The sequence below is a fragment of the Streptomyces sp. NPDC015127 genome (assembly GCF_043080095.1).
Classification (GTDB): domain Bacteria; phylum Actinomycetota; class Actinomycetes; order Streptomycetales; family Streptomycetaceae; genus Streptomyces.
In genome coordinates this window covers 48143-74485 of record NZ_JBIBVE010000011.1, presented here as the reverse complement: position 1 = coordinate 74485, position 26343 = coordinate 48143, and the positions used below count along the sequence as shown (strand labels likewise).

Sequence of the window (26343 nt, the reverse complement as noted above, 5' to 3'; positions counted from 1 at the left end):
TGCGACGGGCCGCGGACGAAGGCGGTGACCGTTCCGGTGCCAGAAGGGTCCGGCGGCAGGGGCCCGCGTGTCGGTCGGGCCGGTTGCCAGGGTGCACGGCTGCCGGTCGGCCCGTGCGTCAGGACGCGCGGCGCTCCTCGGCCCCGTGGCTGATCTCCAGGTCGCCGTAGGCGCCGAAGGTGAGCCGGCAGGTGTCGGCCCGGTACGTCGCGACGGACACGGCGGCCGTGCGGCCCTCGGAGAAGTACCGCGTGGTGACGACCAGGACGGGGGCGCCGGGCAGGCGGTCCAGCTCCTTGGCGTCGACGGCGCCTGCGGAGCCCAGCTCCACCGCTCGGTCCTGGCCCTCCAGATCGAGACGTGCCAGCTCGCGCAGCACACCGCGGGCGAGTGCGGGGCCCGAGGGGGCGTCGATGGCGGGCAGGTCCGGCACGGAGGCGGCCGGCACGTAGAGGAGCTCGGTGGCGAGGGGCTGGCCGTGACCGGCGCGCACCCGGCGCACCACGTGCGTCTCCTCGTCCGCGTCGACGTCGAGCAGGCGTGCGACGGTCGCGGGCGGGAGCGCGAGGCCGCACTCGGTGGCCTGCCAGGCGTCGGTCGCGCCGGCGCCCGGCCAGTCGTGCGGTGAGGGCGAGACGTCGACGCCCATGCGCGGCGGCGCGACGGTGGTGCCGACGCCCCGGCGACGCTGGAGGCGGCCTTCGAGCTCCAGCTGTTCGAGCGCCTGCCGGAGCGTGGCGCGGGCGACGCCGAAACGGGCGGCGAGTTCACGCTCGTTGGGCAGGATCTCGCCGACGGTGAAGTCCGAGTCGAGTGCTTCGCCGAGCACGGTCTTGAGGTGCCAGTACTTAGGTTCCGGCACCGTGTCCAGCTGCGTGGTCCCCACCCTGATCCTCCGCAATCGCCGTGTCCCGGCGGCTTTCCGCGCCCTTGTTTATTAAAGGTTCCTGCACTATCCCTGCGACCATAGGGCGGGCCTCACACTTGGTCAAGACCAATGCTGCGGCCGTCACGCAGCGGAGCGTGATCGCTTCGCAGAGCGTTCACAGGGTGTTCGTACCGAGGCGCGGCGACGCAGCACAAGACCCCGTATCCAAAAGCGGACACGGGGTCTGACGTGCGGTGTCGGCTGTTTCAGGCCGTGCCGGCAGCGGCGAGCGAGGCGAGTTTGTCGGGGTTTCGGACGATGTAGACACAGCTGATGCGCCCGTCGAGCACCTCCAGCTGGAAGACGCTGTCCGGCCGTCCGTCCGACAGGACCAGCAGCGCGGGCGCGCCGTTGAGTTCGACGAACCGGACCTCCATCTCCTCGAGCGGCTCCCGGGTCACCGCGAAGAGGAAGCGGCCCACCTTGTCGGCGGTGTGCATGACCCGCAGCGGCGCCTTGGACTTGCCACCGCTGTCGCCGACCAGGGTCACGTCGGGCGCGAGCAGGGACAGCAGCCCGGACAGGTCGCCGCCGGCCGCAGCGGCGAGGAACCGTTCGGTGAGGGCGCGGCATTCGCCGGGGTCGACGTCGTAGCGGTGCTTGCGCTCGTCGACGTGCTTGCGCGCACGGCCGGCGAGCTGGCGCACGGCCGCCTCGGACTTCTCCAGCGTGGCGGCGATCTCCGCATACGGGAAGCCGAAGGCCTCGCGCAGCACGAACACCGCGCGTTCCAGCGGGGAGAGGGATTCGAGGACGACGAGCACGGCGAGCGAGACGGAGTCGGCGAGGACGGCCTGCTCGGCGGTGTCGGGGACCGAGGGGCCGAAGTCGGTGACGATCGGCTCGGGCAGCCAGGGCCCGACATAGGACTCGCGGCGCGACTGGACGTGCCGCAGCCGGTCGATGGCGAGGCGGGTCGTGATGCGCACGAGGAAGCCGCGCGGTTCGCGTACGTCGTCGCGCGCGTCGGCGGACCAGCGCAGCCACGCCTCCTGCACCACGTCCTCGGCGTCGGCGACGCGCCCCAGCATGCGGTAGGCCACGCCGGTGAGGACGGGCCGGTGTTCTTCGAAGACGTCGGTCACGGTGTCGGTAGCCACGATTCCATCCCAACCGAAGGGATCAACGGTGTCCAGGAGGTATCGGTGCGGCGCGCAGCACATCGACCCGCGCGTGTCGGATCTCTTGAACTGCGGGCTGCCGACCGGTCATTGTTGCTGACACGTCGTCTACAACCTTCGGGCACTCAGGGAGCCGGCACACATGGCCGAACAGATCTCGTTCGATGTCGAGAGCGCCGACGGCAGCCGCACGCTCTCCCTGCACTACGAGCGCAGGGGCGCGGGCGAGCCCCTCCTGCTGCTCCACGGCATCGGCCATCACTGGCAGGCCTGGGAGCCCGTGCTGGACATCCTCGCCTCCGAACGGGACGTCGTCGCCGTCGACCTGCCCGGCTTCGGCACCTCGCCCCCGCTCCCCGACGGGATGCCGTACAGCCTCGGCACCGTCGGTGCGGCGCTCGGAGCCTTCTGCCGCGCGCTCGGCATCGAGCGGCCCCACGCGGCGGGGAACTCCCTGGGCGGGCTGCTCGCCCTGGAACTCGGCCGCGAGAAGCTCGTCCGGTCGGTGACGGCCCTGTCCCCCGGCGGCTTCTGGTCGGAGCGCGAGCGGATCTACGCATTCGGGATGCTGCGCGCGATGCGGGCGGGCGCCACCACGATGCCGGAGCCGGTGATCGAGCGGCTGTCCCGTTCGGCCGCCGGCCGGACGGCCCTCGTGAGCACCATCTACGCCCGGCCCGCGCGCCGTTCGCCCGAGGCCGCCGTCGCCGAGACGTACGCGCTGCGCCGGGCCACCGGCTTCCACCAGACCCTCGCGGCGGGCCGTGACGTGCTGTTCGCCGACGACATCCGCGACATCCCGGTCACCATCGGCTGGGGCACCAGGGACCGGCTCCTGCTGCGCCGCCAGGGGCTGCGGGCCAAGCGGGTGATCCCCGGCGCCCGGCTCGTACGGCTGCCGGGCTGCGGCCATGTCCCGATGAGCGACGACCCGGCGCTCGTCGCCCGCGTCCTGCTGGACGGCAGCCGCTGACGCCTTCCGCGGGCCTCTTCCGAGGTCATGGCAGGCCGGGCGCGCAAGGTGCGGCGCGCTGTTCACTTGGGGTTCTTGTCCCGGCCGCGGCCGGGCGTTAGGCATGGCGGCACACCCGTCAGGACCCCTTATGGAGGCGCTGCGATGTCCCTGACCCCACGGAGATTCACACCCGCCCGCCGTTCCGTTCTGCGCGGCACGGCGGCCGCGTCGGCGGCGCTGGCCCTGCCCGCCGTGGGATCGGCGCCCGCCCTCGCTCTGTCGGGCAGGCCGCGCGCGGCGTGGGGTGTGCAGACCGGTGACGTGACGACGACGTCGGGGCTGGTCTGGGTGCGTTCCGACCGGCCCGCCCGCATGATCGTCGAGACGGCGGCGACGGAGTCCTTCCGTGGCGCGCGCCGCCGGCACGGACCGCTGCTGGGCCCGGACACCGACTTCACCGGGACGACCGCGCTGAACGGGCTGCCGCCCGGCGAGCAGGTCCACTACCGCGTGACGCTCGCCGACCCGGACGATCCCCGGCGCACCGGCGAGACGGTCCAGGGAACCTTCCGCACCGCGCCCGCGCGGCGGCGTCAGGGTGTGCGGTTCCTGTGGTCGGGCGACATCGCCGGCCAGGGCTGGGGCATCAACCCGGACATCGGCGGCTACCGCGCCTACGAGGAGATGCGCCGTCTCGACCCCGACTTCTTCCTGTGCAGCGGCGACACCGTGTACGCGGACGGGCCGCTCGTGCCGAGCGTGACGCTGCCCGACGGGCGCGTGTGGCGCAACCTCATGACCGAGGAGAAGTCCAAGGTGGCCGAGACGCTCGACGAGTACCGGGGCAACTTCCGCTACAACCTGCTCGACGAGAACGTGCGGCGGTTCAACGGGCAGGTCCCGGTGATCGTGCAGTGGGACGACCACGAGGTGCGCAACAACTGGTACCCCGGACAGATCCTCGAGGACGCGCGGTACACGGAGAAGAACGTCGACGTCCTCGCGCGGCGCTCGATGCAGGCGTTCGCCGAGTACTTCCCCGTCGGCACGCTGTCCCCGCGCGGGAGTGAGGGCCGCATCCACCGCGTTGTGCACCACGGGCCGCTGCTCGATGTGTTCGTCCTCGACATGCGCAGCTTCCGCAACGCCAACTCGCCGGGGCGGCAGGCCGACGACACCCAGGGCATCCTCGGCGCGGAGCAGCTCACCTGGCTCAAGCGCGAGCTGTCCCGGTCGCGGGCCGTGTGGAAGGTGATCGCCTCCGACATGCCGCTCGGCCTGATCGTGCCGGACGGCTCGGCGAACTTCGAGGCCGTGGCGCAGGGCGACCCGGGTGCGCCGCTCGGGCGCGAGCTGCAGATCGCCGAGCTGCTGCGGTACATCAAGCACCGCCGCATCACCGGCACGGTGTGGCTGACCGCCGACGTGCACTACACCTCGGCCCAGCACTACGCGCCGGAGCGCGCCGTGTTCAAGGACTTCGCGCCGTTCTGGGAGTTCGTCTCGGGGCCGCTCGCCGCGGGAGGCTTCCCGGCGAACGCGCTCGACGCCACGTTCGGCCCCGACCGGGTCTTCGTACGCGCCCCGCAGCGGGCGAACGTGTCGCCGATGGAGTCGCCGCAGTACTTCGGTGAGGTCGATATCGACGGCGACAGCGGTGAGTTGACGGTGCGGCTGCGGGCCGAGGGCGACACGGTGCTGTTCACCAGGACGCTCCAGCCGGGGCGCGTCGGGCAGTAACCGCGGGCCCGGTGGCGGGCGTCGGGGGGACCAAGGGCCCGTTGTCAGTGGTGGGCTCTACGGTCCTTTCATGACGCGATCACTGCAGGCGTTCGCCTACTCCCGTGCGTCCGCTCTCGTCTCCGCGCAGGACAGCCGGCTTCTCGGCCTGGAGACGTCGAGCGGGCTCACGCCACGGGGTGCCGAGGCCCATCCGCACTTCTTCTCCGGTTTCCTCGCCTCCCCGCAGGCGGCGGCCCGCGGCCTGCTGGCCGTCGCCGACGTGGCGGCCGCGCGGTACCACGACCCCACCGTCCGGCCGATACTGGACCCGGTCGTCACGGGCAACGGCGACCGGCTGCGCTTCGAGTCCTTCTCCGGCTGCAACGGGGTCTACGCCCGCCTGGACGTGCTGCCGGAGGGCCTGGACGGCGCCGACACGGGCCACGGCACGACGAACGTGGACGTCAACAACCCCTTGCGGGAGGCGCTGTCCCGGCTGACCGGCGACGATCCGCTCCATCTGAGGGTCGGCCCGGACCAGTTGGCGGTCACCACCCTCGAGGGCGCGGTGGTGGAGAAGAAGGTGCCGCTGCCGGACCGCTGGCTGCGCGGCTTCGCCGAGGCCCAGGTCGCGACGGTCGGCTTCGACCTGCGGGCCGAGCTGCCCGCGGCCGAGGCGGTGCGCTTCCTGCGGTCGCTGCCGCGCGGCTCGGGCGGCAGCACACGCGGGCTGCAGTGGGTGGTGCCCGCCGGGCAGACGCTGCGGCCCACCACCCGGCCGGGCCCCGGCGCGGTGTGCCTGCCGGCTCCCGAGCGGCTCGCCGCGCTGCAGCGGGTGCTGCGTCAGGCGCGGTCCCTGCGGGTGTACGGCCCGGTGTGCGACGGGCTGCCGACGGCGAGCGCGTGGGAGGTCGTGCTGCCCGGCATGCGCCTGACCCTCACCCTGTCCCCCGACGCCTCGCGCGGCTTCTCCGGAGAAGGCGGGGTGCTGGAGGCCCTGGCCACCGAGGAGGCCGCTCAGGACGCGGAGCTCGTCTCGGTGCTGCTGGCCTGGGAGCCCCGGATCGACCCCGCGGATCTCGCCGCGCAGAGCGGCCTGACGCCCGAGCGGGTGCGCGCGGCGCTGACCCGGCTCGGCACGGCGGGCCGGGTGGGATACGACCTGGCCGACGCGGCGTACTTCCACCGCGAGCTGCCGTACGACGCCGACCGCGCCGAGCGGCACAACCCACGCCTGACCGCCGCCCGTGGACTCGTCTGTGCCGGTGCGGTCGACCTGTCCGGGGAGCCGGCGACCGTGCGGTCGGACGAGCGGCGCTATCAGGTGCGGGACACGGGCGGGGCGCTGAGCTGCACCTGCCAGTGGTGGACCGGCCATCAGGGCAGGCGCGGGCCGTGCAAGCACGCGCTGGCGGTGCGGATGGCCCGGCGCGGTGCGACGGTCCCGGCGGGCGCGGCCTCTTCGACGACGGGAGGGAACCGATGACCGGCCTTGCGAAAGCGGTGGGCGAGGGCAGGGCGGAGGACGTGCCCGGACTGCTCGCGACGATGACGAGCGGTGAGCGCAAGGCGGCGCTGCCCGTGCTGAAGGAGATCCGTGCCGGGGTCCGGCGCTGGGACTGGGACCGCTGGCGCGAGCGCGGCGCCGTCCAGGACGCGCTGCTCGTCGCCGGAGCGGGCTGCGTCTCGGGGGCCGCCGCGGCGGCGGCCTGGATCGGCGCACGTGACCTGCGCAGCCTCGGGTCCGTTTCGCACCGGGTCCTCACGGGCGTCCTCAAGGACCGGGACCCCGCCTGGCTGGCGGATGTCGCCCACCGGCTCGCCGCCCGGCCCTCCACCGCCCGGGAGGACGCTCCGCTCATCAAGGAGCTGGTCGCGTTGTCGGGCTGCGAGACGCCCACGACCGACGAGTACGTCGACGGCTGGGCCCTGACGGTCACCCCGGCCAGGGTCGGCCCGGGAGCCCTGCGCGAGGACCGCCACGCGCCGGTCCTCGTGCCCCGCATGTTCGAGGCGACGCCGCTGCCGGCGGCCCTGACGATGTACGACGACCCGGACAACCCCCTGCACTGGCCGTCGGCCCTGCCCCGGCTGGCCGAGGAGGGCGTGCTGGACCGGGCGGTGCTGGTCGACGCCTGCGTTCTGCGGCTGCTGCGCGGGGGGCGTCCCGGCGAGATGCGCTCGCTCCTGCACGTCCTGCGCGGACTCGGGCTCGGCCCGGCCGAGGAGAGCGCCCGGGTCGCCGACTGGTCGGGCATGGCCGCCGACGGTCTGTCGACGGTGGCCGCGTACGCCCAGCAGGTGCTGGGGCGGGTCGCCGAGCGCGGCGAACTGCCCACCCGGGCCCTGGCCGAGGTGTCGGCGGGTGTGCTGTTCCGGACGGAGAAGAAGCTGGTACGCGCCCAGTTGTCGCTGCTGGGCAAGGAGTTGCGCCGTGACGCCGCCTCTGCGCCGGAGCTGTTGCCGGTGATCGCCGAGGCGTTCGGCCACGAGGACACCGATGTCCGGGCCCGTGCGCTGAAGCTCGTGGCGCGATGGCTCCCGGCGGTGGACGCCGGGCTCCGGGAGGAGCTGGCCGCCGCGGCGGCGCTGCTCGGTCCGGTGCACCGTGCCGAGGCGGAGGCAGTGTTCGGTGCGCTCGCGGACGGCACCGGCGGGGCCCCGTACGAGGAGGTCCTGCCGCCCGTGCCGGTGCCGCGGCGGCTGGATCCGGCCCCCGAGTCGGTCGCGGAGGTCGTCGAGCAGCTGCTGGTGCTGGTGCGCGGTGAGGAGGACGTGGTCGCCTTCGAGCGTGTCCTGGACGGTGTGGTCCGGGTGGCCCACCGCGAACGGGAGGCGCTGGCCGAGGCATTGCACGCGGCGATGGCCGGCTGGTGGTGGCTCGACTGCCCGCAGGAGCGGGTCGACCAGCGCTTCTCGCAGCACACGTACGGCGTGGAGATCGTCGCCGCGACGCTGATGGGCCGTGTCTCGGCCCCGATGCTCGACCGGGCCCGGTCGCGTACGGTCCGGTCCGGGCGCTGTGCCCACGGCGGACTGTCGCACGCGGTCGACTCCCGGCTGTGGGAGGTCTGCTACTTCCTGAGCGCGCGGCCGCTGCCGTTCCTGCTCGCGACGCCCACTTGGCACACCGGCGCGCTGGACGCGGAGGTCCTCGTCGACCGGCTCCGCGCGTACGGGCGGCTGGGGGCGACGCCGGCACCGGTGGACTTCACTCAGGCGCTGCTGCGCGTGCGGCGGAGCGGGGGCGAGGCCGCGGCGAAGGCCGCCGCCGGGCTGGGCACGCGGGAGGGCGACCGGCTGGCCGCGTGGCTGGCGGAGCCGGAGTCCGCCGTCCCGGCGCTCCGCGCGGCCGCCGCGGACGACGACGGCGGCCGCCAGGTGCCGCAGGGGTCCGGGCTGGGCCGGCGCATCGCCGAGACGCGGGAAAGGCTGGCGTTCAAGCGGGAGTTCCCGGGCGCGTTCCAGTGGCTCGGTCACACGCAGGACGTGTCGTCGCAGCCCTGCTACCACTGGGAGGGCGGGGAGCGGTACTGGCCGGCGGTGCTGCCCCAGGACCGTGAGGCGCTGGCGATGTGGCTGCTGCCGGGTGTGGTGGCGACGGCTCGTGACGACGCCAGGGACGCTGCCTCGTGTCTGCCCGCGCTCGCCGAGGCGGAGGGCCGCCCGGGACCGCATCTGCACCGGGCTCTGGCCGCCGGGCTCGGCGCGCGGTACGGCGAGGACCGGCTGGCCGCGGTGGATGCGCTGCTGGTGCTCGCCGCGCGCGGTCAGCTGGACGCGGAGCTCGTGGGCCGGGAGGTCGCGGAGCTGGTCGGGCACGGCACGGTGAAGCTCAACCGGCTGGCGGACTCGGTCCGTACGGCCGCGGCGACCGGGGCGTACGGGACGGTGTGGGCGCTGCTTTCGGCCGTACTGCCTCCGCTGTTGGCCGCCGCGCCCGTTCCGCGCGGTCTGGGCGAGATACTGGGCGTGGCCGCCGACTGCGTCGAGCACTGCGGTCCGGACGGGGCGCCCGAGGGCGCGGGCTCCGACCTGGTGCCGGCGCTCACGGAGCATGCGGGGCGGCGCGGTTCGTCCGTGCTCGTGGTCCAGGCGTCACGGCTGCTGGCCGCACTGCGCCAGGGAAGCGAACACTCCACGCCAGAAACGGCCAAAACCGGCCGATAGCGGTCTAGATCGTCACTTAACCCATCAGTCACAAAGCGTTCGTGATCACGCAACACCGTTCGGTCACAGTGAATCCATGACCGATGTGACTTCTGCGAAGAGTGCCCGTCGTCCCCACCACTGGCGGCGGGACCTCGTCGAACTGGCCGCCCTGTTCACCGCGGTCGCCGTCGCCGACGCGATCGCCAACCTGATCGGGCACACCCCTGACGGCCCCTTCCTCCTCATCGCCTCCGCCGTCGCGCTGACCGCCACGGCGGCGTTCCACACATGGTGGGCACGGCGCCACAGCCATGCCCCTCCCACCACGACAGCGCCGGACAGCGCGGCGGAGACGCCGGCCGCCGCCGAGGGGCCGGGCGCGGACCCGTCCGGCGGCGAGCCGCGCGAGACCACGCTGTGGCGGATGCGCACCACGGTCAAGGACGCCCCCGGCAGCCTGGCCGCGCTCTGCACCGCCCTGGCCCACCTCGACGTCGACATCCTGACCCTGCAGACGCACCCGCTGGGCGACGGCACGGTGGACGAGTTCCTGCTGCGCGCTCCTGCCGGGCTCCAGGCCCAGCAGCTCAGCCGTGAGATCGGCGCGGCCGGCGGCACGAGCACCTGGACCGAGCGTGCCGACGCGCACGACCTGGTCGACACCCCGACGCGCGTGCTCGGTCTCGCGACGCGCACCGCGCTCGACGCCGCGGAACTGCCACTCGCCCTACGTCAGTTGCTCGGCCGCTGCACGATCCGGTCGCGCCCCGCCCTCTCGTTGAACGGCCGGCCCACCGGTGACATGCCGCCGGTGGAGGGCGTGCTGGAGGAGACGGTGATGCATCTGCGCGATCCGAACGGCGGGGCGATCACCGTCGAGCGGCCCTATCTGCCCTTCACGCCCACCGAGTTCGCCCGCGCCCGCGCTCTCGTCGAGCTCGACGCCCGCCTCGGCCCGCGCATCCCGCGCAGCCAGGACGTGCTCACCCTTCCCGAGGGCAACGAGATCACCGTCCGCCGCGCCGACCAGGGCGACGTGGAGGCGGCGCTCGCCATGCACGAGCGCTGCTCGGACCGGACGCTGAGCCTGCGGTACCACGGTCCCGTCGGGGACGCCGACCGCTACCTCAACCACCTGCTCAGCCCGCGTTTCGGCCGTACGCTCGCGGTGCAGACGGCCTCGGGCCGGCTGGTCGCCCTCGGCCATCTGCTGTGGGACGGCGACGAGACCGAGGTCGCCCTGATCGTCGAGGACGAGTGGCAGCGCCGCGGCATCGGCTCGGAGCTGCTGGTCCGCCTGGTGGGCCTGGCCGCCGAGGCCGGCTGCGACAGTGTCTACGCCGTCACCCAGGCGTCGAACACCGGGATGGTCGCGGCGATGCGCGGCCTCGGCCTGCCGCTGGACTACCAGATCGAGGAGGGGACGCTCGTGGTCACCGCACGGCTTGACGCGGTGCCGGTGCGCCCCGCGATCCGTTACGAGCAGGCCGAGCGCTGACGACCTCGCTCGCAGGGCCGGGGCGGCGCGCCGCCAGGGCGTCGTCCGGCCCGGCGCTGAGCGCCTCGGTCAGGTCCCGCCACAGGTCCTCGACGTCCTCCAGGCCGACCGACATGCGCAGCAGCCGGTCGCTGACACCGTGGGCGCGCCGGTCGCCCTCGGCCACGATCCGGTGGCTGATGGAGGCCGGGTGCTGGATCAGGGTGTCGACGCTGCCGAGGCTCACCGCCGGGGTGATCAGCCGGACGCCGGCGATCACCCGGTGCGGGTCGCCGTACACCTCGAAGGAGACCATCGCGCCGCCGATGCTCGGGTAGTGCACGCGCGCGACCCGCGGGTCGGCGGCGAGGCGGCGGGCGAGGTCGGCGGCGGTGGTCGACGCGGCCCTGACCCGTACGGGCAGGGTGGAAAGACCGCGCAGCAGCAGATAACCGGCCAGCGGGTGCAGGACGCCGCCCGTCGCGAACCGCACCTGGCGCAGCTTGCGCGCGAACTCCTCGTCGCAGGCCACGACGCCGCCCATCACGTCGCCGTGTCCGCCCAGGTACTTGGTCGCGCTGTGCAGCACCAGCCGGGCGCCCTCCTCGGCGGGCCGCTGGAGCACGGGGGTGGCGAAGGTGTTGTCGACGAGCAGCGGGACGGAACCGCAGGCGTGCCGCACGGCACGCAGGTCGACCTCGGCCAGCGTGGGGTTCGCCGGGGTCTCCACCATCACGAGGCCGGTGTCGGGCCGCAGGGCCTCGGAGATCCCGGCCGGGTCGGTCCAGGTGACCTCGGTGCCGAGCAGTCCGGCGTTCAGCAGATGGTCGCTGCAGCCGTACAACGGCCGGACGGCGACGACGTGCCGCAGGCCCATGCTCGCCCGTACCAGCAGCACGGCGGTGAGTGCCGCCATGCCGCTGGCGAACGCGACCGCGGACTCGGTGCCCTCCAGCTTGGCGAGGGCCGTCTCGAAGCGCGCGGTGGTGGGATTGTCCAGCCGCGCGTAGACCGGCGGGCCGTCGAGGCGGGCGCCGGTCTCGGCGAACGCGTCGATCCGGGCGGCCTCGGCGGCGGCGTCGTACGAGGGGTAGGTGGTCGAAAGATCGAGCGGCGGGGCGTGCACGCCCAGCTCCGCGAGGTCCTCGCGTCCAGCGTGCACGGCTTCGGTGGCCAGGGCCCGGGGTGCGGGCGCGGCCGCGGCTGCGTTCTCCATGGCGGCACTGTGAACAGCTACCGGGACGTAGCGATACTTCTCCGTGTTACGTTCGACAGATGGCCGAATCTGTCGCACTGGACCCGGTGGACCTGCACATCCTGCGGCTGCTGCAGAACGACGCCCGGACCACCTACCGCGAGCTCGCGGCGGAGGTCGGTGTGGCGCCCTCGACGTGCCTGGACCGGGTCACCAGGCTGCGCCGCTCCGGGGTGATCCTCGGGCACCGTCTCGCCCTCGACCCCGCCCGGCTCGGGCGGGGACTGCAGGCCCTGCTGATGGTCCAGGTGCGTCCGCACCGGCGGGAACTGATCGGACCGTTCGTCGAACGGATCCGGGCGCTGCCCGAGTCGCTGGCGCTGTTCCATCTGACCGGCCCCGACGACTACCTGGTGCATGTCGCCGTCACCGACATGGCCGACCTGCAGCGACTGGTCCTGGACGAGTTCACCTCACAGCGCGAAGTCGCCCGTGTGGAGACGCGGTTGATATTCCAGCAGTGGGAGTGCGGGCCGCTGCTGCCGCCGGCGCCGGGCCGTCAGGGGTCAGACGCCTGATGATGGTGACGCGGAGGGCTTCCGCGTACGAGGATGGGTCCCATGCCACCCACTTCCAGCAGCGCGCTGCCGCGCCAGGTCGCCGACGCCTACGTCGACGCACTCGTCGAGCTCGATCCGATCGCCGGAACGTACCTGGGCGTCAAGGAGAGTTCCGGGCTCCTGCCCGACTTCTCGCCGGCCGGTCAGGAGGAGATCGCCGGACTCGCCCGCGCGACCCTCGCCGAGCTCGACACCGCAGAGAAACTGCCGGGCGCCGACAGTGCCGCCGAGCGGCGCTGCGCCCGGTTGCTGCGCGAGCGGCTCACCGCCGAGCTCGCCGTGCACGAGGCGGACGAGGGCCTGCGGACGGTGAGCAACCTGCGCTCACCGGCGCACGCGCTGCGCGAGGTCTTCACCGTGACACCGACGCAGTCCGAGGAGGACTGGGCGGCGGTCGCCGAACGGCTCCGCGCCGTCCCGCGGGCCCTGGAGGGCTACCGGGCCTCGCTCGCCCTCGGCCTCGACCGGAAGCTGTTCGGCGGGCCCCGGGCGACGCGCACCTTCGTCGGACAGATGACGGACTGGATCGGCGGCGGTCGCAGCTGGTTCGAGGACTTCGTCGCGGACGGCCCCGCGTCGCAGCGCGTCGAACTGGACGTGGCGGCCCGTACCGCGACCGAGTCCCTGGTGGCGCTGCGCGACTGGGTGCGCGATGTGTACGCCCCTGCCGTCGCCGACGCGCCCGACACCGTCGGCCGCGAGCGCTACGCCCGCTGGTCGCGGTACTTCAACGGGACGGACCTGGACCTCGACGAGGCGTACGCCTACGGCTGGTCCGAATACCATCGTCTGCTGGGCGAGATGAAGACGGAGGCGGACAAGATCCTGCCCGGCGCGGGCCCGTGGGAGGCGCTGGCCCACCTCGATGTGCACGGAGAGCACATCGAGGGCGAGGAGGAGGTCCGTGTCTGGCTGCAGAAGCTGATGGACGACGCGATCGAGGCACTGGACGGCACCCACTTCGAACTCGCCGAGCGGGTACGGAAGGTGGAGTCCTGCATCGCTCCGCCCGGCGGAGCCGCGGCGCCGTACTACACCGTGCCGTCGGAGGACTTCTCGCGCCCCGGCCGCACCTGGCTGCCGACGAGGGGCGAGACCCGGTTCCCCGTCTACGACCTGGTGTCGACGTGGTACCACGAGGGCGTTCCCGGCCACCATCTCCAGCTCGCGCAGTGGGTGCACGTCGCCGACCGCCTCTCCCGCTACCAGGCGACGATCGGCATGGTCAGCGCCAATGCCGAGGGCTGGGCGCTGTACGCGGAGCGGCTGATGGACGAACTGGGCTTCCTGCCCGATCCCGAGCGCCGGCTCGGGTATCTGGACGCGCAGATGATGCGGGCGTGCCGGGTGATCGTGGACATCGGCATGCATCTGGAACTCCCGATCCCGGCCGACTCCCCGTTCCACCCGGGAGAGCGGTGGACGCCGGACCTGGCGCAGGAGTTCTTCGGGAACCACAGCGGCCGCCCGGCGGACTTCGTGGAGAGCGAGCTGACCCGCTACCTGTCCATGCCCGGCCAGGCGATCGGCTACAAGCTGGGCGAGCGGGCCTGGCTGCTGGGCCGCGAGAACGCGCGCCGCGCGCACGGGGCCGCGTTCGACGCCAAGGCGTGGCACATGGCGGCCCTGTCCCAGGGCCCGCTGGGGCTGGACGACCTGGTGGAGGAGCTGTCGAAGCTGTGACGCACCGGTGAGCCGACGGGTACGGGTCCGGGACCGGTCCGTACCCGTGGCGTCGTCGGCGGCAGCGCCCGGCACATGTCCGCAGGCCCCACCGGACAACTGCCGGGGCGGACCTGCGGACCGTCCGGTGGCGTATCCGCCGGACACCTGCTAGACCGCCTCGGCCACGTCCACGGGCTTCTCCCGTCCCTGCGCGAACTGGGTCCGGTACAGCTCCGCATAGCGGCCGTCGGCCGCGAGCAGATCGTCGTGCCTGCCGCGTTCCACGATGCGGCCGTCCTCGACGACGAGGATCAGGTCGGCGGCGCGGACGGTGGAGAGCCGGTGGGCGATGACGACCGCAGTGCGGCCTTCCAGCGCCTCTGCGAGGGCCTCCTGCACGGCGGCCTCCGAGGTGTTGTCGAGATGGGCGGTGGCCTCGTCGAGGATGACCACGCGCTGCCTGGCGAGCAGCAGCCGGGCGATGGTCAGCCGCTGCCGTTCACCGCCGGAGAGCCGGTAGCCGCGCTCGCCCACCACGGTGTCCAGGCCGTCGGGCAGGGAGGCCACGAGATCCTCGAGCCGGGAGCGGCGCAGGGCGTCCCACAGTTCGTCCTCGCTCGCGCCGGGCCGGGCGAGCAGCAGATTGGCACGGACCGAGTCGTGGAACAGGTGCCCGTCCTGGGTCACCATGCCGAGGGCCTCGCGTACCGATGCGGCCCTCAGATCGCGGACGTCGACGCCCCCGAGGCGTACGACCCCGGAGTCGGCGTCGTACAGGCGCGGCACCAGCTGGGCGATGGTCGACTTGCCCGCCCCCGAGGAACCCACGAGCGCGACGGTCTGGCCCGGCTCGGCGCGGAAGGACACCTCGTGCAGGACCTCGGCGCCGCCGCGGGTGTCGAGTGCGGCGACCTCCTCGAGCGAGGCGAGGGAGACCTTGTCGGCGGAGGGGTAGGCGAAGCGGACCTTGTCGAACTCGACAGCCACCGGCCCGTGCGGGACCTCGCGCGCGTCCGGCCTCTCCTCGATGAGCGGCTTCAGGTCGAGGACTTCGAAGACGCGCTCGAAGCTGACGAGGGCGCTCATGATCTCGACGCGGGCGCCCGCGAGCGCGGTCAGTGGCGCGTAGAGACGGGTGAGCAGCAGGGCGAGGGCCACGACGGCGCCCGGCTCCAGGGAGCCCCGCAGCGCGTAGTAGCCGCCGAGGCCGTACACGAGGGCGAGGGCCAGGGCCGAGACGAGAGTGAGGGCGGTGATGAACGCGGACTGCGCCATGGCGGTGCGCACGCCGATGTCCCGCACTCTGCGGGCCCGTGCCGCGAATTCGGCGGACTCGTCGTCGGGCCGGCCGAAGAGCTTGACCAGGGTGGCACCCGGGGCGGAGAAGCGTTCCGTCATGCGGGTGCTCATGGCGGCGTTGTGACCGGCGGCCTCCCTCTGCAGCCGGGCCATCCGCGTGCCCATACGACGGGCGGGGACGACGAACACCGGCAGCAGGGCCAGGGCGAGCAGGGTGATCTGCCAGGAGAGGCTGAGCATCACGGCCAGGGTGAGCAGCAGCGTGACCAGGTTCGAGACGACGCCGGACAGGGTGTTGGAGAAGGCCCGTTGGGCCCCGATGACGTCGTTGTTGAGACGGCTGACCAGCGCGCCGGTGCGGGTGCGGGTGAAGAAGGCGACCGGCATGCGCTGCACGTGGTCGAAGACGGCGGTGCGCAGGCTCAGGATCAGGTCCTCTCCCAGGCTTGCGGACAGCCAGCGGTTCAGCAGCCCGAGTCCGGCCTCGGCTAGCGCGATGACCGCGATGAGCGCGGCGACCTCAAGGACGGTACGGGGGTCGGCCCCCTCGACAATGGCGTCGACGACCCGCCCCGCGAGCACCGGCGTGGCGACGGCGAGCAGCGCTGTGACCACGCTGAGCAGCACGAACTGCACGATGCGGCGGCGGTGCGGGCGGGCGAACCCGGCGATGCGGCGGAGTGTGGCGCGGGCGAACGGGCGGCGGTCCTGCTGCGCGTTCATCACGCTGTGCAGCTGCATCCAGGCGGTGGTTTCCATGCTCATGGGAACGACGGTAGAACCTCAACCAATCTTCAGGTCAAGAACGAATACATCGGCCCCGGCCGAAGCGGCCCGCGGAGCCGACGATCCGGCCCGTCGCCCTCCGTGAATTCCGCTTCCGGCCGCTGCACGACTGGCCCGTGCCCGAGGAGTCCATGGGCGCATGCCCCTGTGCGGGCCCGATGTTCGCGGACGCCGTGGCGGGCGGACCGGGCTCGGGCTGCTGGAGGCGCCGCCACCCGTGTCTACCGGGACGGGAGCGGGCTGCCGGGGCCGGAGACGTCGGCTTGGTCGACCACGCCCCGGCCGTCGGCGAGGCCAACGCGGCCTGACCCGGCGCCGCCCGGTCCGTGCTCAGCAGCCGCAGTCTTCCGCGCCGACGGGCGCCGTGAGCGGGTCGGCGTCGCGGGTGGTGCTGCCCTGCCAGGTCTCGTACGCGAAGCCCTCCCTCGCCCAGTACTCGAAGCCGCCGAGCATCTCCTTGACCTGGAAGCCGAGTTCGGCGAGGGCGAGCGCCGCGCGGGTGGCGCCGTTGCAGCCCGGGCCCCAGCAGTACGTGACGACGGGGACGGACTTGTCCAGCAGGGTCTCCGCCTGCTCGGGGATCAGCGCGGTCGGCAGGTGGATCGCGCCGGGGACGTGGCCCTGGTCCCAGGCCTCGGTCGAGCGGGAATCGAGCACCACGAACCCGGGGTCGCCGCCCGCCGCGAGGGCGGTGGCCACGTCGGAGACGTCGGCGTGGAAGGCGAGGCTCGCGCGGAAGTACGCGGCCGCGGCGGCCGGGGGCGCGGGCGGCACCCGGAGGACGGGGTTGGCGGCGGAGGTCTGCGGGGCGTGGGTCTGCGTCGTCGTCATGATCAAGAATCTAGGCTCATCGATCCGTTGCCTGAAGGGGAAATCCACGGCACCCCTCTTGAACCGCCGGGAATTCCCCTGTTATCTCTCGGGGATGAGCGGATATTCACCGGACGCAACCGACTGGCGCATTCTGCAGGCCCTCCAGACCCAGGGCCGCGCCAGTTTCGCCGAACTGGCCAGGTCCGTGTCCATGTCGGCGAGCGCCGTGACCGAGCGGGTGCGCAGGCTGGAGGAGGCCGGCGTGATCAAGGGGTACGCGGCGGTGGTGGACCAGGACCGGCTCGGGCTGCCGATCCTCGCGTTCGTCCGCCTGCGGTATCCCAACGGGAACTACAAGCCCTTCCACGACCTGCTGGACACCACCCCGGAGATCCTCGAGGCCCACCACGTCACGGGCGACGACTGCTTCGTCCTGAAGGTCGCCGCCCGCTCCATGCGCCACCTCGAGGAGGTCTCCGGGAAGGTCGGCGCGCTGGGGTCGGTGACGACGAGCATCGTGTACTCGTCACCGCTGCCGAGCCGGCCGATCAGCCGCTGAGCATCCGGCCCGGCGTCCCGCTCAGTCGCCGGACCCGCCGGTCCGCAGCCGCACCGCCGAGCCGTGGCGCTCCTTGACGACCTCCAGCTGCGCGGGGATACGCCGGCGCAGGTCGCCGACGTGGCTGACGATGCCGACGCTGCGGTCCCGCTCGCGCAGCGAGTCCAGGACGTCCAGCACCTCGTCGAGGGTCTGGTCGTCGAGACTGCCGAAGCCCTCGTCGATGAAGAGCGTGTCGAGCCGCATGCCGCCGGCCTCGTCGGTGACGACATCGGCGAGGCCGAGGGCGAGGGCGAGCGAGGCGAAGAACGTCTCGCCGCCCGAGAGCGTCGCGGTGTCCCGCTCCCTGCCGGTCCACGCGTCCACCACGTGCAGCCCGAGCCCGGCCCGCTTCCCGCCGGTGCGGGCGTCGGAGTGCACGAGCGTGTACCGCCCGGACGACATGCGCCGGAGCCGTACGGTGGCCGCCGCCGCGACCTGCTCCAGCCGCGCGGCGAGGACGTACGACTCCAGGCGCATCTTGCGCTCGTTGTCGGCGGACGTGCCCGCGGTCAGCCCGGCGAGGCGGGCCACGCGGTCGTACCGTTCGCGCAGCGGGCCGAGCCGCAGGACCTCCTGCCCGCACTCGCGGGAGAGCCGGTCCAGCTGGGCGCAGCGGTCCCGGGCGGCGGCGAGCGCGGACGCGGCGTCGCGCAGAGCCCTGTCGGCGGCCAGGGCGTCGGCCTCGGCCGCCGAGGGGTCGGCGGCGGGGCGCTCGTCCGCGCTCCTCGCGTCCTCCTCGGCGAGCCGCTCGGCGACCGCGGCCTCCTCGGTGCGCCAGGCGTCGATCCGCCGCTGCATGTCGCGCTGGGCGGCGTCGGCGACGACGGCCGCGGCGGCGTCGGCCGGTGTGTCGAAGCCGGCGCGGAACGCGGCGTCGGCCAGCCGGTCGTCGGCCTCCTTCAGCCGCTGCTCGGCGCCGTCGATGGCCCGTACGGCCTCGGCGGCCTCGGCGAGCAGCCCGACGCGGCGCTCGAGGAGCGCGGCGCGCTCGGCCACGCTCGCCGCGTCGCCGCGTGCCCGGGCCAACTCGGCCTCCAGCGCGGCCTGTTCCTGGTCGAGCGCCTCACGCCGCGACGTCCGCGCGGAGATGCGCCGCTCCGCCTGCTGCCGCGCGTCGACACGCTCCCCGTGCTCGCGCTCGGCCCGCTCCAGGGCCTCCTGGGCCGCGTGGATGCCGGAGGCGAGGCGATGCGCCTCGGCGTGCTCGCGCTCCAACTCCTCCAGGGCGGCGCGCAGTTCCCCGACGGACGGCTCGCCCATCTCGTCCCGCGGAGCGGGCACGCGCCTGCTCCGCGCTGCCGCGTCATCGCGGACGTCGTCGGCACCGCTCCCCCCGCGGCCCTCCGTGATCGGCCCCCGCCCGCCGGCCTGTGCCGCCGCGCCGACGCCACGGAGAGCTCCGGACCGCTCGGGATCGAACGCCCCTGCGACAGCGTCGGCGGCGTCGCCCGCTCCCGCATCGACGGCCCCGGTGCCGCCGCGCGCTGACGTCCGCGCGGCGCCGGTCGTCGTCGGCGCGCCGGACGGCGCAGAATCGCCCGCGCCGCCGCTAGCGGCCTCCGGGGCGGCGCCGAACGCCGCGGGGGCCGGCACACCCGACGGCACGGTCTCGCCGAGGACACCGGACCGGTCCGGCTCGGCGGGCGGTGTCGGGCGCGTGGTGCCCCGCGCGCGGGACGCCGCGGTTGCGCGGGCCTCGCGGAGCACCGCGAGGTCGCGTTCGGCCTCGGACCTCGCCGTCTCCGCCCGCGCGCTCGCCTCGTACGCCTCGTCCTCCACAGCGCGGTCCACATGGCCCGCGGCCGCGCGGGCCGGGGCCGGATGGGACGCCGAACCGCAGACCGCGCACGGCCGGCCCGGCGTCAGCCGGGACGCCAGCTCCGCGGCGATCCCGAGCAGTCGCCGCTCCTTGAGGTCCAGCCAGACCGTCTTCGCGCGGTTGGCACCCTCGTGGAGGGTGCGCAGGCGGCTCTCCGCGCGCTCGGCGCGGGCCGTCAGCTCGTCTCGTTCGCGCGCCGCGGCCAGCCGCTCACGGGCCGGTTCGAGCCGGCCCGCCAACTGCTCCGCGCGCGTCGCCGCTTCCTGGGCCGCCGCAATCCGGTCCTGGTGGGACCGGCGCAGCACTTCCCATTCGGCCAGCCAGGCGGTCGCCTCCTGGAGGATCTCGTCGTCCGCGCGCGCCTGGCGGTCGAGGTCGGCGCGTTCGCGGGCGATGTCCGCGCTGCGCTGCTCCGCCCGGCGGGCCGACTCCAGGCCGCCGAGCTCCTGGCGGAGCGTGCGCTCGCGCCCGAGGAGTTGTTCGGCGCCCGCCTCGGCCAGGTCGGCGGGCAGGCCGCCCCGCGTCCGCTCGCGCTCCGCGCCCGCTGCGCGGTGCTCGCGCTCGGCCTCGTCGCGCAGCCGCAGCGCGGGCCCGACCAGGTCCGCCTTGCGGGCCCGCTCCAGGTCCGCGACGAGCGCCTCGTGTGCGGGGCGCGCGGCCTCCAGGGACGCGGCCCGGCGCCGGGCGTCGGCGTACCGCTGCTGGAGGCGGGCCAGGTCCCGCTCGGAGTCGAGCAGATACCGGGCCGCGGTCTGCCGGTCCTCCGCCGCGGCGGCAGCGTGTGCGGCGATGTCCAGCCGCTCGCGGGCACAGGACCGGGCCACGGCCGCCCACTGGAGGACGGCCGCGGTAAGTCCCGGGTCGCCGGGCTGCTGCTGGGGCGGCGGCCAGTCCTCCACCGTGTCGCCCGCGGCCTGGGCCATGCGGTGGGCGAGGGCGAGCAGCCGCTCGTCCCCGGCGCGCACCTGTGCCTCGGCGGCGCGGCGCAGCTCGGCGAGGCGTTCCTCGACGGCGGCGAAGCGGCGGGTGTCGAAGAGGCGGCCGAGGAGCTTGCCGCGCGCCTCGGCGTCGGCGCGCAGGAAGCGGGCGAAGTCGCCCTGCGGCAGCAGGACGACCTGGCAGAACTGGTCGCGGCTCATGCCGAGGAGCTGGGTGATCTCCTCGCCGATCTCCTGGTGCGACTTGCTCAGCGGGCGCCACTCCCCGGCCCCGGCGTCGTACTCGCGCAGCAGGCTCTGCGCCCGTTCGGTGACGAAGCCGGTGCCGCGTGCCTTGGGCCGGGGTTGTGCGGGGCGCCGGGTGACCTCCAGCCGCCGTCCCGCGACGGTCAGTTCGAGCCGGACCTCTGTGGGGGTGCCCGCCTCGGCGTGGTCGCTGCGGAGCGAGCTGCCGGGGCTCTGCCGGGCACCGGGCACGGCTCCGTAGAGCGCGAAGCAGACGGCGTCGAGGACGGACGTCTTGCCCGCGCCGGTGGGGCCGTGGAGCAGGAAGAGTCCCGCGCCGGAGAGCGTGTCGAAGTCGACTTCCTGGGTGGAGCCGAACGGCCCGAAGGCCGTGACGGTCAGCCGGTGCAGCCTCACCCGGCCACCTCGCGCACACCGGCGTCCACGCGGACGTCGTCGAACGCCCCGTGCAGCACGGCGCGTTCCTCCTCGTCGGGGGCGCTGCCGCCGCGCACGTGGGCCACGAAGTCCTCCGCGATCTGCTGGTCGGTGCGGCCTCTGAGCCGCTGGGCGTAGGAGGCGGTGCCGTGCTGCTCGGCGCGGTCCGGTTCGAAGGCGAGGCTGAGGGTGTGCGGGAACCGCTCGGTGAGCCGGGCCATCGGATCGGCGGGCCGCACCGCGTCGGTGAGGGTCGCCTCGACGAAGGAGTCCTCGTGGCGCGCGAGCGCGGGATCGTCGAGCAGCCCGCCGAGCGTGCCGCGCAGCCGGGCGAGGGGCCTGGGCACGGGGCACGGGATACGCTCGGCGGTCACGTCGCCCCGCGCGTCGAGGTCGACGAGCCACATGCTCTTGCGGTGGTCCGCCTCGGAGAACGAGTACGCCAGCGGGGAGCCCGAGTAGCGCACGCGCTCGGTGACGGTCTGGCAGCCGTGCAGGTGGCCGAGGGCGACGTAGTCGACGCCGTGGAAGACGGCCGAGGGGACGGCCGCGACGCCACCGACGGTGATGTCCCGCTCGCTGTCGCTCTCCTCGCCGCCGGCGACGAAGGCGTGGGCGAGGACGACGGAGCGGGTGCCGGGCTCGCGGGCGGCGAGGTCCTCGCGCACCCGCTGCATCGCCGCGGCCAGCACCGGCTCGTGCGCGGCCTTCGCGGCCCCGAACTGCTCCTTGACCAGGGCCGGTTCGAGATAGGGCAGTCCGTAGCAGGCCACCGGGCCGTGGGCGTCGGCGAGCAGGACGGGGGTGCCGCAGCCCGCGGGGTCGGTGCGCAGGTGGACACCGGCCCGCTCGATGAGACCTGCGCCGACGCCCAGACGGCGCGCCGAGTCGTGGTTGCCGGAGATCATCACCGTCGGCACCCCGGCCGCCGCTAGGCGGTGCAGCGCGTCGTCGAAGAGCTCCACGGCGGCGAGCGGCGGCACGGCCCGGTCGTACACGTCTCCGGCGACGAGCACCGCGTCGGCCTCGCGCTCGCGGGCCGTCGCCACGAGGTGGTCGAGGAAGGCGGCCTGGGCGTCGAGCATGCTCACGCGGTGCAGCGACCGGCCCAGGTGCCAGTCCGACGTATGCAGGAGTCTCATGATCCGTGAGCGTATCGGCGGGGTCGGACAATGCGGGTGGGTTCAGGCATCTCCGTACGCTTCCCCGCCCAGTTCCAGCGTGGCGGTGCCCGCCGTGGCGTCGGCGAGCCAGGACCGGAAGGCGTCGACGTCGGCGTCGGGCAGGCCGATCCCGATGGTGACGGCGTCGGCGTACGTCACCTCGCGCACCGCGCGGCCGGTGGCGCGCAGGTCGTTCTCCAGCTTGCCCGCGCGCTGGTGGTCGACCGTGACGGTGGCCAGCCGGAAGCGCTGCCTGGTGAGGGTGCCGAGCGCGTCGAGGGCCTCGCCCACCACTCCCCCGTACGCCCTGATGAGGCCGCCGGCGCCGAGCTTCACGCCGCCGTAGTACCGGGTGACGACCGCGACGACGTACCGCATCTCGCGCCGCAGGAGCATCTGCAGCATGGGCACCCCCGCGGTGCCGCCCGGCTCGCCGTCGTCGCTCGCCTTCTGCACGGCGGCGTCGGCACCGATGACGTAGGCGTAGCAGTTGTGCGTGGCGGTCGGATGCTCCTTGCGGATACGCGCGACGAACGCCTGCGCCTCCTCCTCGGTCGCGGCGGGCGCGAGCGAGCAGAGGAAGCGGGAGCGGTTGATCTCGCTCTCGTGGACGCCCTCGCGGGCGACCGTCCGGTACTGGTCCTGCATCCCGCCACCCTATGCGGCGCCCGGGGGCGGTCACTCCACCGGGGAATGACCGGCCGGGCCGGCCCGTTGTCCCCGGCATGTACGCAGACGCTGAGACGATCCGCAGAATCCTGACCTCGACGGGCGACACCTGGGCGGTGGTGGGCCTGTCGACCAACGAGTCGCGCGCGGCATGGGGGGTGGCGCGTGTGCTGCAGCGTTTCGGCAAACGCATCGTGCCGGTGCATCCGAAGGCGGAGACGGTCCACGGTGAGCAGGGGTACGCCTCGCTGGCGGAGATCCCGTTCCCGGTCGACGTCGTGGACGTGTTCGTGAACTCCGGGCTCGCCGGCAAGGTGGCGGACGACGCGGTGGCGATCGGCGCGAAGGCGGTCTGGTTCCAGCTGGGCGTGATCGACGAGGAGGCGTACTCCCGTACCCGCGAGGCCGGTCTCGACATGGTGATGGACCGCTGCCCGGCGATCGAGATCCCGCTGCTGGACTGACGCCCGGGAGCGCCGGCCGCGAGGGCCCGGCCGGCGCTTCCCGCGTTCTAGGGGCTGTCCGGCGGATCTTGGCCGGGGCCACGACCCACCGGACAGCCCTAGGGTCTTTCGTTTGGATCAGGCCGGATCAGTGAGCGGGGTCTGGTGCGTGCGATCGCAAGGCGGAGGAGGGAGACAATGGCGGAGCCATGGCGACCGACGACAACGCGGCGAGCGTGCGTGCCAGGGCCCGCGAGCCCGGCCTGATCCAAACGAGAGGCCCTAGATCCCGAGTCCCTCGATGACCACGGCGCCGGGCAGTGCCGCGAGCGCCTTGCCCGGCACGATGAGCTTGCCGCGCCTGCGGCCGCTGCCGATGAGCACCCACTCGGTGTCGACGACCCGGGAGTCCACGAGCAGCGGCCAGTCGGCGGGCAGTCCGATCGGCGTGATCCCGCCGTACTCCATGCCGCTCTCGCCGGTCGCCGTGTCCATGGACGCGAACGAGGCCTTGCGGGCGCCCAGTTGCCTGCGGACGGCCCCGTTGACGTCGACGCGGGTGGCGGAGAGGACGACGCAGCCGGCGAGCGTGGACTCGCCCGACCGCTTGCCCGCGACGATGACGCAGTTGGCCGACTCGTCCAGCAATTCCTGGCCGTAGTGCTCGACGAACACGGCGGTGTCGGCGATCTCGGGGTCGGTGTCGACATAGATCAACTGGTCGGCGGGGACGTCCCCGTGCCAGGCGCGCACGGCCTGGGCGACCGGCGCGGTGAGCTCGTCGAGGCAGTCGGGGGCGGGCCTGGCGTTGTCGAAGTTTCCGATGGGTGCGCGCATACAACGCACGCTAACAGCGCGGCGCGAGGCGGTGTCCGGGTGTCTCAGCGGACGGGCGGCACGGAGACGGCCATGGTCAGTTCGACGATCTCGTCGCCGTCGTTGCGGTAGGCGTGCGGCACGTTCGCCTCGAAGGTGGCGGAGGTGCCCGCGGGGACCGTGTGGGGCTGTCCGTCGACGACGAGGGTGAGTTCGCCGGCGGTGACGTGCAGGAGTTCGGTGGTCCCCTCGGGGTGGGGGTCGGAGGCGCTCTCGTCACCGGGCACGAGCCGCCAGGCCCACAGTTCGAGCGGGCCGCCGCGTTCGTTTCCGACGAGGAGCGTGGTGGAACTGCCCGCCGGGGTGGACCACATGCGCACGGCCTGCTCCGGCGGGACGAGCCGCACCTGAGGGCCCTGCCCGTAGTCGAGCAGCGTGGTGATGCTGACGCCGAGGGCGTCGGCGAGCTTCACCGTGGTGCCGATGCTCGGGTTGGTGCGCGCCTGCTCGATCTGGATGATCATGCCGCGGCTCACGCCGGAGCGGGCGGCGAGTGCGTCCAGCGTGTATCCGCGCTCGCCTCGCCAGTGCTTGAGGTTGCGGGCGAGTGACTGGGTGAGCTGGTCGAGATCCGACACGTTCCATCCAATATTCTGAATGACAGAGTTCAATGGAATGAACTACCGTGTGGTGCACCCCATCGTTCACCACACTGTACTGCGAGGCCCGTCATGACCGCACTGTTCGCCCTGGCCACCAGCCTCCTGTGGGGGCTGGCCGACTTCGGCGGCGGACTGCTGACCCGGCGTATGCCGGCGCTGACCGTGGTGGTCGCCTCGCAGTCGATCGCGGTCGTGGTCCTCGGCGCGATCGTGGTCGCCACCGGAGGCTTCGCCGAGGCGGGACCGAAGCTCTGGTACGCGGCCGCGGCGGGCGTCGTCGGGCCGGTCGCGATGCTCTCGTTCTACAAGGCACTGGCCCTCGGACCGATGGGCGTGGTGTCACCGCTCGGCTCGGTGGGCGTGGCGGTGCCCGTCGGGGTCGGCCTCGTGCTGGGCGAGCGGCCGGGGCTCCTGCAGTTCGCGGGCATCGCGGTGGCCGTCGCCGGCATCGTCCTCGCGGGCGGACCGGAGCTGCGCGGCGCACCGGTGCGGCGGCAGGCGATCCTGCTGACCCTGACGGCGGCGTTCGGCTTCGGCGCCGTGATGGCGTTGATCGCCGAGGCGTCCACCACGGTCACCGGGCTCTTCCTCGCGCTCTTCGTGCAGCGCGTGACCAATGTGGCGGTGGGCGGGGCCGCACTGTACGTCTCGGTCGGGCGCGGCGGGCGGGCACTGCCGGAGGGCGGGGGCATGCGGGTCGTCCGGGCGTCGCTCCCGGCCCTCGCGTTCGTGGGACTGGCCGATGTGGCGGCCAACGGCACGTACTCCGTCGCGGCGCAGATGGGGCCGGTCACGGTCGCGGCCGTGCTCGCCAACCTCTACCCGGTGGTGACGGTGCTCGCCGCACTCGCCGTGCTCAAGGAACGGCTGCGCGCCGTGCAGGCGGCGGGCGCGGGGCTCGCGCTCGTCGGCACCGTGCTTCTCGCCACGGGCTGATGTCGCCCGCGCCCACCGCGGGCCTCTCAGCCGTTCTCCAGCTCGGCGAGCGCGAGGAGTTGCTCGGGGGTGACGCCTTCGGGGATCGGCACGGGGGCGGGTGTCCGCAGGGGCGGTTGCCAGCCGTCCACCGGGTCCCAGCTGCGTACGACGCGTGCGGGCGCCCCGGCCACCACGGCGTGGTCGGGCACCTCCCCCCGGACGACCGCTCCCGCGGCGACCACCACGTTGCGGCCGAGCCGGGCGCCGGGCAGGATCACGGCGCCGGTGCCGAGCCAGCAGCCCGGCCCTATCTCGACGGGCTCCGTACGCGGCCACTGCTTGCCGACCGGCCGGCCGGGGTCGTCGTAACTGTGGTTGGTCGACGTGATGTAGACGTACGGCCCGCAGTACGTGTCCGAGCCGATCGTCACGCGCGTGTCGGCGATGACATGGCTGCCGCGCCCGAGCACGACGCCGTCGCCCAGGGTCAGGACGGGGTCGGGCCCGAGGTCCAGGTCGGGCATCATGCCGGCCGTGAGCGTGACCTGTTCGGCGATGATGCAGTGGTCGCCCAGTTCGATCCAGCGCTCACCGAAGACAGTTCCCTGCGGAAAGGCCAGCCGGGTGCCCTCGCCCAGCCGCGCGAAGCGCAGCCGGCCCGGATGTTCGGCGGTGACGGACCCCGCCTCCTGCAGCCAGCGCCAGCCGCGGTGGACGGCACGCGCGAGAACACGCCGCCGCCAGGCGGCCGGCGATGAGAACGTGTTTCTCTTTTTCGGCACCCGCACACGGTAGTCGGCCGCTTGTGGCCCGATCCGCGTGCGGCGCTGTGACGTTCGCCCCAACCGCGTCGTTGCGCCCCTGGTGATTTCGGCCCGCCGGGAGTCGCTTACGGTGCAGGCAGGCGCGGCAGCGGAC

21 protein-coding genes are annotated in these 26343 nt (G+C 73.6%); 10 read left to right on the top strand and 11 right to left on the bottom strand.

The window, feature by feature from the left end; all coding sequences use genetic code 11:
* Positions 1-118: 118 nt before the first annotated feature.
* Both ACF08N_RS21955 and ACF08N_RS21950 read right to left on the bottom strand, forming a co-directional pair.
* Positions 119-886: a GntR family transcriptional regulator gene (locus tag ACF08N_RS21955; protein ID WP_392326337.1), complete on the bottom strand. Its 768-nt coding sequence runs from the start codon at positions 884-886 to the stop codon at positions 119-121.
* A gap of 248 nt (positions 887-1134) precedes the next feature.
* Positions 1135-2028: an RNA polymerase sigma-70 factor gene (locus ACF08N_RS21950; protein WP_392326336.1), complete on the bottom strand. Its 894-nt coding sequence runs from the start codon at positions 2026-2028 to the stop codon at positions 1135-1137.
* Between the two features lie 163 nt (positions 2029-2191).
* Between ACF08N_RS21950 and ACF08N_RS21945 the strand changes: the two genes are divergently transcribed.
* The 5 genes from ACF08N_RS21945 to ACF08N_RS21925 all read left to right on the top strand — a co-directional run bounded on the left by ACF08N_RS21945 (position 2192) and on the right by ACF08N_RS21925 (position 10376).
* Positions 2192-3022, top strand: a complete 831-nt coding sequence (locus ACF08N_RS21945) for an alpha/beta fold hydrolase (RefSeq protein ID WP_392326335.1) — start codon at positions 2192-2194, stop codon at positions 3020-3022.
* Between the two features lie 144 nt (positions 3023-3166).
* On the top strand, positions 3167-4744 hold the full coding sequence (locus tag ACF08N_RS21940) for an alkaline phosphatase D family protein (protein WP_392326334.1): 1578 nt from the start codon (positions 3167-3169) through the stop codon (positions 4742-4744).
* A 70-nt stretch (positions 4745-4814) separates the two neighbouring features.
* Positions 4815-6212: an SWIM zinc finger family protein gene (locus ACF08N_RS21935; RefSeq protein WP_392326333.1), complete on the top strand. Its 1398-nt coding sequence runs from the start codon at positions 4815-4817 to the stop codon at positions 6210-6212.
* Complete coding sequence (locus ACF08N_RS21930) at positions 6209-8896, top strand: DUF6493 family protein (protein WP_392326332.1); 2688 nt, start codon at positions 6209-6211, stop codon at positions 8894-8896. Before ACF08N_RS21935 ends, ACF08N_RS21930 begins: the two co-directional genes overlap by 4 nt.
* Positions 8897-8972: 76 nt before the next feature.
* Positions 8973-10376 (top strand): GNAT family N-acetyltransferase, encoded by a 1404-nt coding sequence (locus ACF08N_RS21925; protein ID WP_392326331.1) that lies wholly within the window; start codon positions 8973-8975, stop codon positions 10374-10376.
* Here ACF08N_RS21925 and ACF08N_RS21920 read toward each other — a convergent pair.
* A complete protein-coding gene (locus ACF08N_RS21920) occupies positions 10312-11571 on the bottom strand; it encodes a trans-sulfuration enzyme family protein (protein ID WP_392326330.1) in 1260 nt (419 codons plus the stop codon). The two genes, ACF08N_RS21925 and ACF08N_RS21920, sit on opposite strands and share 65 nt — an antisense overlap.
* A gap of 59 nt (positions 11572-11630) precedes the next feature.
* Here ACF08N_RS21920 and ACF08N_RS21915 point away from each other — a divergent pair, with 59 nt between their 5' ends.
* Together ACF08N_RS21915 and ACF08N_RS21910 are read left to right on the top strand one after the other, a co-directional pair.
* A complete protein-coding gene (locus ACF08N_RS21915; protein ID WP_392326329.1) occupies positions 11631-12128 on the top strand; it encodes an Lrp/AsnC family transcriptional regulator in 498 nt (165 codons plus the stop codon).
* A 42-nt stretch (positions 12129-12170) separates the two neighbouring features.
* Positions 12171-13853, top strand: a complete 1683-nt coding sequence (locus ACF08N_RS21910; RefSeq protein ID WP_392326328.1) for a DUF885 domain-containing protein — start codon at positions 12171-12173, stop codon at positions 13851-13853.
* A 150-nt stretch (positions 13854-14003) separates the two neighbouring features.
* Here the strand turns inward: ACF08N_RS21910 and ACF08N_RS21905 are convergent, their stop codons facing one another.
* Positions 14004-15899 carry an ABC transporter ATP-binding protein gene (locus ACF08N_RS21905; RefSeq protein ID WP_392326327.1) on the bottom strand — a complete coding sequence of 632 codons (1896 nt, stop codon included), beginning with the start codon at positions 15897-15899 and terminating at the stop codon, positions 14004-14006.
* A gap of 351 nt (positions 15900-16250) precedes the next feature.
* Positions 16251-16751, bottom strand: coding sequence for a rhodanese-like domain-containing protein (locus tag ACF08N_RS21900; RefSeq protein ID WP_392326326.1), 501 nt, complete (start codon positions 16749-16751; stop codon positions 16251-16253).
* 94 nt (positions 16752-16845) lie between these two features.
* Here ACF08N_RS21900 and ACF08N_RS21895 point away from each other — a divergent pair, with 94 nt between their 5' ends.
* On the top strand, positions 16846-17292 hold the full coding sequence (locus ACF08N_RS21895; RefSeq protein ID WP_392326325.1) for an Lrp/AsnC family transcriptional regulator: 447 nt from the start codon (positions 16846-16848) through the stop codon (positions 17290-17292).
* Between the two features lie 21 nt (positions 17293-17313).
* Here the strand turns inward: ACF08N_RS21895 and ACF08N_RS21890 are convergent, their stop codons facing one another.
* The 3 genes from ACF08N_RS21890 to ACF08N_RS21880 are packed head-to-tail and all read right to left on the bottom strand — an operon-like array spanning position 17314 to position 22565.
* Positions 17314-20733, bottom strand: coding sequence for an AAA family ATPase (locus ACF08N_RS21890; protein WP_392326324.1), 3420 nt, complete (start codon positions 20731-20733; stop codon positions 17314-17316).
* Positions 20730-21896: an exonuclease SbcCD subunit D gene (locus ACF08N_RS21885; protein WP_392326323.1), complete on the bottom strand. Its 1167-nt coding sequence runs from the start codon at positions 21894-21896 to the stop codon at positions 20730-20732. The genes ACF08N_RS21890 and ACF08N_RS21885 overlap by 4 nt, the downstream gene beginning before the upstream one ends.
* A 42-nt stretch (positions 21897-21938) precedes the next feature.
* Positions 21939-22565, bottom strand: coding sequence for a YigZ family protein (locus ACF08N_RS21880; protein ID WP_392326322.1), 627 nt, complete (start codon positions 22563-22565; stop codon positions 21939-21941).
* Between the two features lie 77 nt (positions 22566-22642).
* Between ACF08N_RS21880 and ACF08N_RS21875 the strand changes: the two genes are divergently transcribed.
* Positions 22643-23050: a CoA-binding protein gene (locus tag ACF08N_RS21875; RefSeq protein ID WP_392326321.1), complete on the top strand. Its 408-nt coding sequence runs from the start codon at positions 22643-22645 to the stop codon at positions 23048-23050.
* 261 nt (positions 23051-23311) lie between these two features.
* Here ACF08N_RS21875 and ACF08N_RS21870 read toward each other — a convergent pair whose 3' ends face one another.
* Entirely contained in the window at positions 23312-23866 is a 555-nt protein-coding gene (locus ACF08N_RS21870; protein ID WP_392326320.1) for a YbaK/EbsC family protein, read from the bottom strand.
* A gap of 44 nt (positions 23867-23910) precedes the next feature.
* The gene (locus ACF08N_RS21865; RefSeq protein ID WP_392326319.1) at positions 23911-24483 is read right to left on the bottom strand and encodes a helix-turn-helix domain-containing protein; all 573 of its coding nucleotides are present in this window, start codon (positions 24481-24483) and stop codon (positions 23911-23913) included.
* A 93-nt stretch (positions 24484-24576) separates the two neighbouring features.
* Here ACF08N_RS21865 and ACF08N_RS21860 point away from each other — a divergent pair, with 93 nt between their 5' ends.
* Positions 24577-25443, top strand: a complete 867-nt coding sequence (locus tag ACF08N_RS21860) for a DMT family transporter (RefSeq protein WP_392326318.1) — start codon at positions 24577-24579, stop codon at positions 25441-25443.
* Positions 25444-25469: 26 nt separating this feature from the next.
* Here the strand turns inward: ACF08N_RS21860 and ACF08N_RS21855 are convergent, their stop codons facing one another.
* Positions 25470-26207, bottom strand: coding sequence for an acyltransferase (locus ACF08N_RS21855; protein ID WP_392326317.1), 738 nt, complete (start codon positions 26205-26207; stop codon positions 25470-25472).
* Between the last annotated feature and the right edge of the window lie 136 nt (positions 26208-26343).

Excerpts from the sequence above, each read along its gene's own strand:
- ACF08N_RS21930 (WP_392326332.1), top strand. The coding sequence starts at position 6,209 with ATGACCGGCCTTGCGAAAGCGGTGGGCGAGGGCAGGGCGGAGGACGTG.
- ACF08N_RS21910 (WP_392326328.1), top strand. The coding sequence starts at position 12,171 with ATGCCACCCACTTCCAGCAGCGCGCTGCCGCGCCAGGTCGCCGACGCC.
- ACF08N_RS21905 (WP_392326327.1), bottom strand. The coding sequence starts at position 15,899 with ATGAGCATGGAAACCACCGCCTGGATGCAGCTGCACAGCGTGATGAAC.
- ACF08N_RS21880 (WP_392326322.1), bottom strand. The coding sequence starts at position 22,565 with ATGCAGGACCAGTACCGGACGGTCGCCCGCGAGGGCGTCCACGAGAGC.
- ACF08N_RS21875 (WP_392326321.1), top strand. The coding sequence starts at position 22,643 with ATGTACGCAGACGCTGAGACGATCCGCAGAATCCTGACCTCGACGGGC.
- ACF08N_RS21945 (WP_392326335.1), top strand. The coding sequence starts at position 2,192 with ATGGCCGAACAGATCTCGTTCGATGTCGAGAGCGCCGACGGCAGCCGC.
- ACF08N_RS21860 (WP_392326318.1), top strand. The coding sequence starts at position 24,577 with ATGACCGCACTGTTCGCCCTGGCCACCAGCCTCCTGTGGGGGCTGGCC.
- ACF08N_RS21915 (WP_392326329.1), top strand. The coding sequence starts at position 11,631 with ATGGCCGAATCTGTCGCACTGGACCCGGTGGACCTGCACATCCTGCGG.
- ACF08N_RS21935 (WP_392326333.1), top strand. The coding sequence starts at position 4,815 with ATGACGCGATCACTGCAGGCGTTCGCCTACTCCCGTGCGTCCGCTCTC.
- ACF08N_RS21925 (WP_392326331.1), top strand. The coding sequence starts at position 8,973 with ATGACCGATGTGACTTCTGCGAAGAGTGCCCGTCGTCCCCACCACTGG.
- ACF08N_RS21900 (WP_392326326.1), bottom strand. The coding sequence starts at position 16,751 with ATGACGACGACGCAGACCCACGCCCCGCAGACCTCCGCCGCCAACCCC.
- ACF08N_RS21895 (WP_392326325.1), top strand. The coding sequence starts at position 16,846 with ATGAGCGGATATTCACCGGACGCAACCGACTGGCGCATTCTGCAGGCC.
- ACF08N_RS21940 (WP_392326334.1), top strand. The coding sequence starts at position 3,167 with ATGTCCCTGACCCCACGGAGATTCACACCCGCCCGCCGTTCCGTTCTG.
- ACF08N_RS21885 (WP_392326323.1), bottom strand. The coding sequence starts at position 21,896 with ATGAGACTCCTGCATACGTCGGACTGGCACCTGGGCCGGTCGCTGCAC.
- ACF08N_RS21870 (WP_392326320.1), bottom strand. The coding sequence starts at position 23,866 with ATGCGCGCACCCATCGGAAACTTCGACAACGCCAGGCCCGCCCCCGAC.
- ACF08N_RS21920 (WP_392326330.1), bottom strand. The coding sequence starts at position 11,571 with ATGGAGAACGCAGCCGCGGCCGCGCCCGCACCCCGGGCCCTGGCCACC.